This window comes from Paenibacillus sp. 01T422, assembly GCF_056398785.1.
Map to the genome: position 1 here is coordinate 1 of NZ_JBFTQB010000105.1, position 11,040 is coordinate 11,040.

The following is an 11,040-nucleotide window of genomic DNA, read 5'->3' on the forward strand; positions in this document are numbered from 1 at the left end:
CAAAATGATGAAGTTTTACCAACAGGTCAATCCCTTAACGAAAGAACAATATATGGTGTTAGCAGCAGATATTCAGTTTCCCCATTTATTTTACGGACAAGTGTCTAAGTATTATGAAAGTCGCGAAGATCAATGGGGCGTCGACAAGCATATCGTCCGTTTTAAAAATATGATCAGTACCGAGCTGAGTAAAAATGCGGTTCTGAAGTCGTTCCTCGCCCGTCTCGATGAGGTGGTTAAACGTGGTTCCTAGTCAGGAAGAGCTCCATTTGGGGAAACGTCTCATGGCAGAAAGTTATCCACAGATAGTGATTAAACACATCCAGGTTATTCAAAGCGGAGGCATCAAAACGATATGGAAGATGAAGACTTCCGTAGGAACCGTTTGCCTGAAACGGATACGAAAGTCGATTCCGATTGTCAAATTCACGACGGCAGCGCAGGCTTATCTGTACCAAAAAGGAGCCGTTGTTGCGGGAATTATTCCAACGAAGGATGGTCAGCTGTATGTTGTCCATGAAGGCTATGCGCTTGTTCTCTATGCTTGGGAACAAGGAAGCGATTTGGAGATGGATCGGGTTCCTGAGCATCTCTATGTGGGGCTGAGGGGCCTCGCCCAATTCCATAAAGATACCGTGGGGTTTATCCCTCCTGTCGATTGTGAAGTCTATGACCGGATGGGGGCTTGGCCTAGCCATTATAATGGGATGTGCGAGGAGCTCAAGCAGTGGAAAGCACAAGCAAAGCAGGGGAAAACGCTTTTTCATCAGTCTTATGTGAAGACTGGCGATGCTATGATTCAGATGGCAAGCCATGCCAGTAAGCTGCTGAAGGCATCCTGCTACGCGGACTGGGTGGCTGACATCGGTAAACACGGTTACATGTGCCACCAGGATTACGGCAAAGGCAATGCGATTGTGACGGACCGAGGCGTATGTGTGCTGGATCTGGATAATTTGACGTATGACATTCCACTACGCGATATCCGGAAGCTCCTAACGAAGCGCATGGAAGAGCTTGGGCGCTGGGATGCCGATGAGCTGAAGCGGTGTATGAGCTATTATGAAGCTGTTCTTCCATTTACGCCTGAGCAGATGCAGGTCCTTTACATTGATTTGCTATTTCCCCATAAGCATTATGGCTATKCCAAATCACCGTTCAAAAAAGGCGAGCCAGGGGATGAAAAGAAGCTGCAAAAGATCGTTTTATTCGAAATGGAGAAGCTGCCTGTTCTTAAGAAGCTGATTAAGGGGTTCTAAATATAAGAGGACGGAGTGGGAGACTATCCCATCTTCGTCCTCTTTTTTGGTTTGGCCACTTTGTGCTTCGTCACTGATTTGGGACGCAGCTGCTTTTTGGCAACCGTTATCGTTTTTTTTCGGCTGCGTAGTCCGGACTTGATCTTACGGCGTTTGATGCGTCTTCGAGGAAGGGTTCTCTTCAGAAGCTTCTTGCGCCTGATTCTTTTGCGTCTTCTTAGAGCAGCAGGTCGAGGAGCGGGTAGGGCACTTGCAGCTGGTTCCGGTCTAGGGAGCAATTGCTGATTCATCTCTAGCAGTTTATCCCCTTTTACCGGATGAATCCAATAGAAGTGAGGGTGATCTCGATGCTGCTGCACACTTTCGAAGGTGACGTTCTCGCCCCATCGGACCATGTCATTATACTTGCTTCCTTCGGGGTATTCGCGGACCCTGCCACCGCAGGCCATAGCCAGCGTAACGAAAAAAACTTCTTCTAAGGCAGCAGCTTCCGATATGCTGAGCAGGTGCTCTACGGCGGCATGATCCGCATGAGCGAGCATCCGTCTGACGATATCGTGCCTGTAGACCTGACCGGGGTTAAAGTAAGTCAGAAAGCCGTCTGTCCGAAAGACAGGCTGCCATAAATGCCATTCGTTCATCATGTTTCGTACAGGAAGGGAGAAGGCGTGATCCCGATTGTTTTCCAGCCGCCAGCCCATACTGTCGGACTCGGCCATAACCTCATCTAAGAAGGGATGGAAACCGTGCTTAACAAACAAAACATCATGATCCAGCGACATGAGATAGTCATAGCCAGCGCCAATTTCCTCGAGCCATTTCATGATTTCCCACATAGCCGGCGCGATAACTCCAGCTTTTAAGGGGTGGCTGTGCGGAAAGGACCAAATGTTCACGTTTTTCCCGAAATCGGGATTGTGTCCGCCGTTGTAGAGAAGAATACCGGCTTCAGGGTTGAAAAAATGGATATTTTCGACCTGTGCCGCCAATACTTGTTCGTTTTCGTGAGCAATCACGATAATGACCAATCTTTTCTGGATCAGCTCATGTATGTGAGTAGGAGTCATATCCATTGGAGCACTCACCACCTTATGATTTGTTCGCTGTTGCGCTGTATTTATCATATTCTGGAGCTAGCGATGTGTGAGAGACTAGTCAGATTGTTTCATCCACGCATGCAGGTCAGCAATCATTTGCGGATAGGAAGAAACCGGATAGGTGAAGTCAGCTCTTGTGGACACTAGGCTCTTGTCTGATTGCATGTCATCGTTAGCGTGAATCGTAACGGCATCCTGATGGAACTGCTGCTGAATCATCTTCAGCAAGTCATATTTGGAGAGTTTTGGCTGACCGGCAAGGTGTACAAGGCCATGAATGGGATTGCCCAGACACCAATCCATAGCTTTGGCCAACTCCAACGTCGTAACCCCGTTCCAGAACACCTTGCGATATCCCTGGATGTCGCCTTTTTGCTGCATAAACCAATGAAAAAGGCCAATGCCGCTTCGTTTTAACTCAGGCCCGACGATCGAAGTACGGATCGTTACCACGTTAGGGCCGACCACTTCGCCCAGGCTTTTGCTTTTTCCATAAACAGATAGGGCATCCGTGAGATCAGATTCTGCGTAATCCCCGCGTGAGCCTGAGAATACACAGTCTGTACTGATGTGAAACAGTCGGAAATCATACTGCTCCGCAAATTCAGCCAGCATATGGGGAAACAGGCTGTTGACATAAATGGCTTCAGCCTGCCTCGTTCTAGCCTCTTCATTCAGCAAACCGACCGCATTGATGACGACATCTGGTTGGATCTGTTTCAGCAGATGCCGCAAGTGCTCATCGTTCCTGACGTCTAGCGCTATAGCTCGGGGGTCCGATGGATCAGCGGATCGCACAGTCGTCCATACGTCACCCTTAGGATGGCGGGTAAAATAGTCCTTCAACATGTGTCCGGCCATACCTTGACCGCCGATTATGAGTAGTTTCAAGGAAGAAATCCTCCTTTAAGCAGCATCTGTAATATTTCTTCCGGTGTCATAAGTGAATCATTGGAGGAATATTGGGTGAAGGTTGATCTGGGCAAATGACTGTAGTGCTCATAAAGTGAGGGCGTCGCATTCGCAGGAAGGATTACAAAGTATTTCTCATTATATTGGTAGGTAAAAGGGATTTCGTGTGAGGAAATCAGCACTTCATGCAGCTTCTCCCCGGGACGGATACCGACATCCTTCACGGTCAGTGGTTGGTCTGACAGCTGCTCCATCAGGACTTCAGCCAAATCCAGAATGAGGCAAGCATTCATTTTCATCACGAAAGTTTCTCCGCCTACAGCTGCTTTGGCCGCGCTTAACAGCAGCTCGATCGCTTCAGGAAGCGTCAGGAAGAAACGAGTCATATCCTTATGCGTAAGAGGGAGATCTTCTCCTTGCAGGATGCGGTTTCGAAAGAAGGGAACGACACTGCCGTTGGTACCAAGCACATTGCCGCCTCGAATGCAGACAAACTGGGTTGTGGAGCTGAAATCATTCGCCCGGACCATGAGTTTCTCTCCCAAAGCTTTGGTCATCCCGTAAAAATTGATCGGATCTACGGCTTTATCCGTAGAGACGTCGATGACTTTTTTGACACCGCCCCGAATACTGCCTCTGATGACATTTTCGGTTCCTTTGACATTCGTTTTCAGGGCTTCATCCGGCTGTGCCTCACAGATCGGCACGTGTTTGAGGGCAGCCAAGTGAAAGACATAATCGACGTTCCGGCAGGCGTCCTCGACAGCTTCCTGATCCCGGACATCACCAATCACAAAAGTAAGAGAAGGATGGAAGGCGAAGTCTCGCTGCATCTTCACTTGTGAGAACTCGTTGCGGGAAAAAATGCGGATTTCCTTAGGTCCCTCCTGCAGGAGGCTGCGGGTGAGCTCTTGCCCCCAAGATCCGGTTCCTCCTGTAATGAGGATCGTTTGATTATGAAACATAACTTTGTCCTCCTAATACAATATTGACAACTTTACTCGATACATTGGGGTCCAGATAGCCATCGGGACGCTGCCATGTAGGGTGAGGCTGCATCATCAGCTTGACGCTGGCGGCGATTCGCTCAGGCACAAGCCCGGAAAGCAAATTGCTGCCGCAAAGTAATGTTTCTGGCCGTTCGGTGCTCTGGCGGATGGTGACGGCTGGAACGCCCAGGATACAGCTTTCTTCCTGCACAGTGCCGCTATCCGTGATGACGCAGGCAGCATGCTTTTGCAGCTTCAGAAAGTCGAAGAATCCAAATGGCGGCAGGAAGCGAATGAGCGGGTGCGAAGCCATGACCCCGAGCTTATCGAGACGGTCTTTCGTACGGGGATGCGTGCTGCAGATGACGGGGAGCTGTGTTTCTTCGGCTACAAGCTGCAGACCTGCGATAATTTGCCGAAGCCGGGCTTCATTATCGACATTTTCGGCACGGTGGGCGGTAACGAGAATATATCCTTTATCTTGAATGTTTAGTTGGTCTAAAATACGACTCGCATCAGCCTGCCCTTTGTAATGCTCCATTACTTCATAGATTGGATTGCCCGTCATCCAGATTCGCTGGGAGGGAACGCCGTCTCGCAGTAAATTCTCGCGAGCACCGGGGGTGTAGGGCATATTGCAGGTAGAGATAGCGTCGATCGCTTTTCTATTAATCTCTTCAGGAACACGGGTATCATAGCAGCGATTTCCGGCTTCCATGTGATAGACGGGAACGCCGTGCCGCTCGCCTATGAGGGCTGTGAGTGCGCTGTTGGTGTCGCCGAGAACGAGCATGCGATCGGGTTTCTCCTTCAGCAGCACTTTTTCAACTTCGACGAACATTTGCGCAATTTGTTCGCCAATGGTCTGCGTTTGGAGCCGAACATGAACGTCCGGGAGCCGAATGCCCATTTGCTCGAAAAAGACGTCGCTGAGCGTGCGGTCATAATTTTGCCCGGAATGGACGAGTAGATGTGAATCTGCAAGGAGATCTAGTTTGGCGATCACTAAGCTTAACCGGATAATTTCGGGGCGTGTTCCTAGGACTGTCATGATCTTCATCGCGTAAATCTCCTTTTCATAAGAGGCTTCGATGGTAATTCAGCGTATCGGAAACCGACTGAGCAAGTGAAATCGTGGGTGCCCAGCCAGTTGCTGCACGAAGCTTGGCGTTGTCCCCTTGAACGAGGGGAGCTTCGTTAGGGCGAATGAATTGCTCGTCGACGGCTACCTCAAAAGTGATTGCCGCATAGTGCTGCAGCAGGTCAACGATGGCGCTGATGGGGGAGGCCGTACCACTGCACACGTTAAATATGCTGCCGTAAGGTGCTGGGGTTAGCTGCATGAGTGAGCCGTAGGCGGTAACCGCATCGCGAACGTCAAGAAAGTCACGGTGTACAGCCGTGTTGCCAATAACGAGTTTAGGAGGGAGCAGACCTTTTTCCATCATCGCGACTTGTCTGGCGAGCATAGCGCACACACCGGTTGCATTACCTGGTCCAATTAAATTGAATGTCCTTGCTATGAACGTTGGGACTGCATATACGCTGCCGTACATTTGCATGAATGAAGTCATGATCTGTTTGCTCCATGCGTAGGGGCTGACAGGCTGAAGGGGCGAGGTTTCTGTTAAAGGCACCGAAGGTACAGCGGGATGATGAGTTTGAAAATCATATTCATAAGCGGTTCCTATGGCTAGGAACCCTTGAAGACTGCTTGCTGCCGCAGATCTTACAGCCTCTAGCATTTGTAGCGTACACCATGCGTTCATATGCAGGACTTTAACGGGATCAGCATAAGATGCACTCACATCGTTAGCTCCGGCTAAGTGGATGATATGTGTGATCGGATGCTCCTTAAGGAGTTGTGTGAGGATAGCGTTCTGCGTGATATCACCGGAAATGTATTGCAGATTGGGATGCTTCATATGGCAGCTGGGCCTGCGTCCAATCCCCATCAGGTTCATGTTTTGATCCAATAGATAGGCCGCCATATGCTGCCCGACGAACCCATTAATACCCGTGAGGAGTACGAGTGGAGGATTCGTCATACTCGTCATACTGGTTCACCGGGCAGTAAGAGGGACTTGAGTTTGCCGAATTGCTCATTGGCCAAGGTGTAGTCCACCGGCCGGCCTATATCGAGCCAGAAATCATTGTTTTCATAATGACGGACCTTCTCATTGGCGGCTAGCAGGGCATGAATCAAATCAGGAATGTCGAAATATTGATGGGAAGGAATATAATCAGCTATTTCCGGGTTCATCATATAGATGCCCATGCTTACATAAGCCGATCGAGTAGGTTTCTCTACAAAGTTAGTGACGAATTCATCCTCTGTTTCAAGGACCCCAAGCTCAATCGGAATCCCTTTTTTCTGGGAAGCGATAGTAAGTATACTGCCACCTTGGATATGAAAATCTCTAAAGCGGGAAAAATCTAACGTGGTTAGAACATCACAATTAATCAGCAAGAAAGGGCCGGGCCTGCGGCTTATCCGTTTAATTGGACCCACGGTGCCCAAAGGTTCATTTTCTACATAATATGAGATTGAAACATCACGAGAGCTACCATCTCCGAAATAGGTTTGGATGAGCCCCGACAAGTAGCCGCATGCCATCGTGATGGAGGTAAACCCATAATTACGGAGCTGCTTAACGATGATCTCCAGTATGGGTTGTTCGCCAACGGGCAGTAACCCTTTTGGAAGCACCTTGGTATAAGGCGCCATGCGCATCCCCTTGCCGCCCGTCATGATTACGACTTCCACAGAAATCAACTCCTTATACGACATATTCATTCGATCGATACAGCTCGGGATGGTTTTGCATCCACGCAATCGTCTGAGTTAAGCCTTGCACCAGAGGAACATTTGGCTTCCATCCCATTAAGGCTGCGGCTTTGCTGCTGTCCGAGAAGAGGCGATCTACTTCGCTTTTTTCCGGTCGTACGCGTTCGCTAGCGATGCGCACAGGCACATCTGTACCAACAATTTGTTTGATCGTTCGAGCAAGCTCGCCAATCGAGATTTCTGCCCCTGATCCGGCGTTTATCGTCTGCCCGATAGCTGCTTCATGGCTTGCAGCACAAATAAATGCTCTGGCTGTATCTTCTACAAAAGTAAAGTCGCGGGTCGCAGTGAGATTGCCGAGGACAATGTCGGGTTGGTGCAGCGCTTGATTAATAATTGTAGGTATGACTGCTCTCATGGACTGTCGCGGACCGTAGGCATTGAAGGGTCTGACTGTTACGACAGGCAACGAATACGAGCAATAAAAGCTTTCAATAATCTTATCTGCGCCGATCTTACTTGCGGAGTAGGGGGATTGGCCCTGTAGCGGATGCGTCTCATCCATGGGCACATAACGAGCACTTCCGTACACTTCGCTGGTGGAGGTGTGAATCAGTTTGGCTGTCCCTAAATCCAAAGCGGCTTGCGCGATATTTAGAGTGCCAATGACATTGGCTTGCACAACATCAGTAGGATGTTGATAAGAATAAGGGATAGCGATTAGCGCTCCTAAATGAAAAATGGTATCTATACCTTTCACGGCACGATAGACGCCATGAGGATCGCGCAAATCTCCTTTGATGACTTCAATTTCTTGCTGAATATCACCGGGCAATTGATCGAGAAAACCGCGTGAATTCGTTGAATTATATCGAATAAAGGCTCTGACCTTCGCACCTTCTGCAACTAACTGGTGCACGAGATGACTGCCGATAAAGCCAGCGGCACCCGTTACCAGCACTTGCTTCCCTCTCATCATGAATGAGATCACTCCTTCCAACATATGGTTACAGTCTATTCTCTTTGTCTATGGAAGTAGTGGACTATCCCCCACTTCGAGGGCATTTAGGAAAAAATAGGTAAAAGCAGACAGGACGAAAAGGCCACCCCAAAGGATCTTTGCAGATCTTTCGGGGTAGCCTTTTTTATTCAAAGTTCTCCGTTAGCCATACGTATAAGAGATACCGGAGAGTGTGACTGGACCTGTAACTGTTGCGCCAGTTAATAGACCTGGTTCCAATTGTACAGTGAAGGAGTAGCCTTGATTCGAAGTAGCTGGAACATTGGAATCAATGGCTTGGAATGAGATGGTAAGTTCTTGCCCAGTGGACAGGAGAACTTCCTGTCTGGCCGAGAAAATGACGGCGTTGCCACGGAGCACGTTAAATAAGAGCACGGGAGCTAGGAGAGTAGAAGTTATACCAACGGTAGCCGTTAGAAGAACTCTGTTCGGTCCTTGTGGAATCGCTAATCCGAATTCTGCAAGTGTTATAGGAGTCGTAGAGACGACACGACTTAGTGAGCCACTGGATGATCCGGGAACACTTGTCCCAATGCTAACAATGTTTGACATGAGAATCACCTCCTTATACTCTATTCTATTAAATTTCATAGGAATTGCTTGGATGGGAGTTGGTGTTTACCATTTTATTGGTAAAATGTATTGCTGTTCTAACTTTGTTAAGGGATATAGACGCATTAACAGGTCAAGTTGGTGCTGTGACACATACGCTAAGTTTAAACAAATAAGCAAATAGTGGGAGGTGCTGCCGAAAATGGATGCACGCAAAGCTCATCAGCTACGGCCCGTTATTTTTTTAAATACGGTTCCCAAAAGTGGAACAAACCTCCTGAATCAGCTGTTGTTAGGCATTCCCGGTTCTGTAATGAATGACTATGTGTTCTATGAAGGCTTAGCGAAGGATTTGCCGTTACAAGCTTCAATTCTGGGCAAGGCAGTCCCGAATGATGTTTATATGGGACATGTATACTACTCTGCCGAATGGGCCAAACTCCTGAGCCAACCTGGCATTAAAACCATTTTTATGATCAGGGATTTGCGCGATGTGCTTGTATCCCTAACGTATTACATCGTCGATAAGCTCCCGGACTACCCAATTTATGAACAGCTAGTCGCCCTGCCAAGTCAGAAGGAACGTTATTTACTCCTGATTAACGGCTTGAACGAATACCCAAATATTAAGAATTGGTTCGGGGTATTTCAGGGCTGGTTATCCCAGCCGGGCATTTTTATCACCACGTATGAAGAGTTGATGATTTCGAAGGCATCAAGACGTAGAGCGATTACAGCAATAGCGGAATTTATATGGAAAGATAGTGTACCTCCGATGCCGATATCCAGGCTGGTTCGCTGCATGGAGGCGAATATGGATAGCAGCAGTTCGTTTACTTTTCGCAAAGGCGTCGTCGGCGGTTGGAGAAGCGAATTTGACGAAGAGGTTATAGCGGCCTTCAAACGTGTGGCAGGTGATGTGTTGATACAAACCGGCTATGAAAAAGATATGAATTGGTCATAACCGGAGAAGTGGAGGTTAAACATGAAAATCGTAATACCAGCGGCAGATTTGCATATTGGTGGCGGTTGTAAGGTATTGGTCGATATCGCCGGGGCACTTACGAAAAGGGGACATGAGGTAGAAGTCGTCATTCCCAAGACGGCAACCGTGAAGTATAACATTCCTTGTAAGCTGACGATCGTCCCGAAGCTGGATCCGGCCTATATTCCTTATGGTGATATCATTTTGCCCAATTTCTATACAACCTTTCAATCGGCGTTTGAGGCGTGGCCAGAGCAAACGGTTAGATTAAGCCTTGGCTTTGAGCCGCTTTGGGTGCCTAATCGCGAGGCAGCTTTATGGACCTATGCCCAAGATGTCCCGATCCTTTCAATTTCCAGCTGGTTGGACCAGCAGATTTATGATCACGTAGGACGACGCAGCACCATTGTTTCTCTTGGCGTAGACCATCGCATATTTCGTCCCCAAGGTCCCCGGATTCATCCGCACCCTAGCAAGAAAACAGCGAGCGTGATTCTATACATCGCACGTGACAGGAGAGACTATGCGCTGAAAGGATTCGATGATTTTCATGCTTGCATGGAAATTATCAAAAATGAGTATGCAGGCGATTATATGGTTTATCTGATTTGCCCAGATGGCGTAGTTTCACTCGTGTCGCTTGATATTCCAGAGCGCATTTTTCATCCCCAAAATGAATTTGAGATGGCGAAGCTCTTTCGGACAGCAGACGTTTTCGTAGCATCATCTTGGTTCGAAGCCTTCTCGCTGCCTCCTCTGGAGGCGATGGCCTGCGGCACACCTGTCGTGACGACGAATTCAGGCGGTGTGATGGACTTCTGTACGCATATGGAAAGTGCGTATGTTACCAAACCGAGGGATCCTAGAGAATTGGCACAAGGCATATGTGCTGTGTTATCCGATCGCCAATTGGCGGAAAAACTCGCTCTTGGTGGCAAGGCTAATGCGGCACGATTAACGAAAGCCCATTTTGAACGCAATATCGTGAATGCATTGGAGGAAATCTACAACAAACGTGTCACGCTGAACTAAGAACAAGGCAGGTGTTAGCAACGTGAATGCAAATACGAAAGTCTCCATTGTGATTCCTTTCTATAACTGTGCTTATGTCCGTACAGCGATTGAAAGTGCATTGAGCCAAACCTATCCGAACATCGAAATCATCGTTGTTAATGATGGCTCAACCCAACATATGGAGAAAATTGTTCCGTATATGGACCGAATTATTTATGTGGAAAAAGAAAATGGAGGAACGGCGAGCGCTCTGAATGCCGGTATTAGACGCGCCACTGGCGAATATTTTGCCTGGCTCAGCTCCGACGACATGTTTGAACCGCACAAAGTAGCTAGACAATTGGCTTTTATGCAGGAAAAAGGGGCTAAAGTCAGCTATACCTCCTATGTTCATATGGATGGACAGGGGACAATCTTTGGAGG

General features: G+C 48.3%; 12 protein-coding genes and 1 pseudogene. 5 read left to right on the top strand and 8 right to left on the bottom strand.

Translation table 11 applies throughout. The features are described 5' to 3' along the window. Together AC1DUA_RS08200 and AC1DUA_RS08205 are read left to right on the top strand one after the other, a co-directional pair. Positions 1-253, top strand: a pseudogene (locus AC1DUA_RS08200) (hypothetical protein); the annotation flags it as partial. Beyond that, positions 243-1,259, top strand: coding sequence for a CotS family spore coat protein (locus AC1DUA_RS08205; RefSeq protein ID WP_477499262.1), 1,017 nt, complete (start codon positions 243-245; stop codon positions 1,257-1,259). The pseudogene AC1DUA_RS08200 and the gene AC1DUA_RS08205, both read left to right, overlap by 11 nt. 23 nt (positions 1,260-1,282) lie before the next feature. On the opposite strand, the gene AC1DUA_RS08210 is transcribed toward AC1DUA_RS08205, so the two are convergent. The 8 genes from AC1DUA_RS08210 to AC1DUA_RS08245 all read right to left on the bottom strand — a co-directional run bounded on the left by AC1DUA_RS08210 (position 1,283) and on the right by AC1DUA_RS08245 (position 8,618). Then, on the bottom strand, positions 1,283-2,332 hold the full coding sequence (locus tag AC1DUA_RS08210) for a BRCT domain-containing protein (protein WP_477499263.1): 1,050 nt from the start codon (positions 2,330-2,332) through the stop codon (positions 1,283-1,285). 78 nt (positions 2,333-2,410) lie between these two features. Next, positions 2,411-3,247 (bottom strand): SDR family oxidoreductase, encoded by an 837-nt coding sequence (locus AC1DUA_RS08215; protein ID WP_477499264.1) that lies wholly within the window; start codon positions 3,245-3,247, stop codon positions 2,411-2,413. Continuing rightward, positions 3,244-4,233: a polysaccharide biosynthesis protein gene (locus tag AC1DUA_RS08220; protein WP_477499265.1), complete on the bottom strand. Its 990-nt coding sequence runs from the start codon at positions 4,231-4,233 to the stop codon at positions 3,244-3,246. The genes AC1DUA_RS08215 and AC1DUA_RS08220 overlap by 4 nt, the downstream gene beginning before the upstream one ends. Further along, positions 4,223-5,317, bottom strand: a complete 1,095-nt coding sequence (gene wecB / locus AC1DUA_RS08225; RefSeq protein ID WP_477499266.1) for a non-hydrolyzing UDP-N-acetylglucosamine 2-epimerase — start codon at positions 5,315-5,317, stop codon at positions 4,223-4,225. The genes AC1DUA_RS08220 and wecB overlap by 11 nt, the downstream gene beginning before the upstream one ends. 16 nt (positions 5,318-5,333) lie before the next feature. Continuing rightward, a complete protein-coding gene (locus AC1DUA_RS08230; RefSeq protein WP_477499267.1) occupies positions 5,334-6,314 on the bottom strand; it encodes a GDP-mannose 4,6-dehydratase in 981 nt (326 codons plus the stop codon). After that, the gene (locus AC1DUA_RS08235; protein WP_477499268.1) at positions 6,311-7,024 is read right to left on the bottom strand and encodes a sugar phosphate nucleotidyltransferase; all 714 of its coding nucleotides are present in this window, start codon (positions 7,022-7,024) and stop codon (positions 6,311-6,313) included. Before AC1DUA_RS08235 ends, AC1DUA_RS08230 begins: the two co-directional genes overlap by 4 nt. 13 nt (positions 7,025-7,037) lie before the next feature. After that, the gene (locus AC1DUA_RS08240; protein ID WP_477499269.1) at positions 7,038-8,024 is read right to left on the bottom strand and encodes an SDR family NAD(P)-dependent oxidoreductase; all 987 of its coding nucleotides are present in this window, start codon (positions 8,022-8,024) and stop codon (positions 7,038-7,040) included. Positions 8,025-8,207: 183 nt separating this feature from the next. Continuing rightward, positions 8,208-8,618: a hypothetical protein gene (locus tag AC1DUA_RS08245; protein WP_477499270.1), complete on the bottom strand. Its 411-nt coding sequence runs from the start codon at positions 8,616-8,618 to the stop codon at positions 8,208-8,210. Positions 8,619-8,820: 202 nt separating this feature from the next. Here AC1DUA_RS08245 and AC1DUA_RS08250 point away from each other — a divergent pair, with 202 nt between their 5' ends. From AC1DUA_RS08250 to AC1DUA_RS08260, 3 genes are all read left to right on the top strand, one after another. Next, on the top strand, positions 8,821-9,582 hold the full coding sequence (locus AC1DUA_RS08250; RefSeq protein ID WP_477499271.1) for a sulfotransferase domain-containing protein: 762 nt from the start codon (positions 8,821-8,823) through the stop codon (positions 9,580-9,582). Positions 9,583-9,603: 21 nt separating this feature from the next. Beyond that, positions 9,604-10,635, top strand: a complete 1,032-nt coding sequence (locus AC1DUA_RS08255) for a glycosyltransferase family 4 protein (protein WP_477499272.1) — start codon at positions 9,604-9,606, stop codon at positions 10,633-10,635. Positions 10,636-10,657: 22 nt separating this feature from the next. Beyond that, the coding region (locus AC1DUA_RS08260) for a glycosyltransferase family 2 protein (RefSeq protein WP_477499273.1) at positions 10,658-11,040 on the top strand (383 nt) is incomplete at its 3' end.

Coding starts and splice junctions, on each gene's coding strand:
- AC1DUA_RS08210 (WP_477499263.1), bottom strand. CDS start 2,332: ATGGATATGACTCCTACTCACATACATGAGCTGATCCAGAAAAGATTG.
- AC1DUA_RS08220 (WP_477499265.1), bottom strand. CDS start 4,233: ATGTTTCATAATCAAACGATCCTCATTACAGGAGGAACCGGATCTTGG.
- wecB (WP_477499266.1), bottom strand. CDS start 5,317: ATGAAGATCATGACAGTCCTAGGAACACGCCCCGAAATTATCCGGTTA.
- AC1DUA_RS08230 (WP_477499267.1), bottom strand. CDS start 6,314: ATGACGAGTATGACGAATCCTCCACTCGTACTCCTCACGGGTATTAAT.
- AC1DUA_RS08240 (WP_477499269.1), bottom strand. CDS start 8,024: ATGATGAGAGGGAAGCAAGTGCTGGTAACGGGTGCCGCTGGCTTTATC.
- AC1DUA_RS08245 (WP_477499270.1), bottom strand. CDS start 8,618: ATGTCAAACATTGTTAGCATTGGGACAAGTGTTCCCGGATCATCCAGT.
- AC1DUA_RS08250 (WP_477499271.1), top strand. CDS start 8,821: ATGGATGCACGCAAAGCTCATCAGCTACGGCCCGTTATTTTTTTAAAT.
- AC1DUA_RS08255 (WP_477499272.1), top strand. CDS start 9,604: ATGAAAATCGTAATACCAGCGGCAGATTTGCATATTGGTGGCGGTTGT.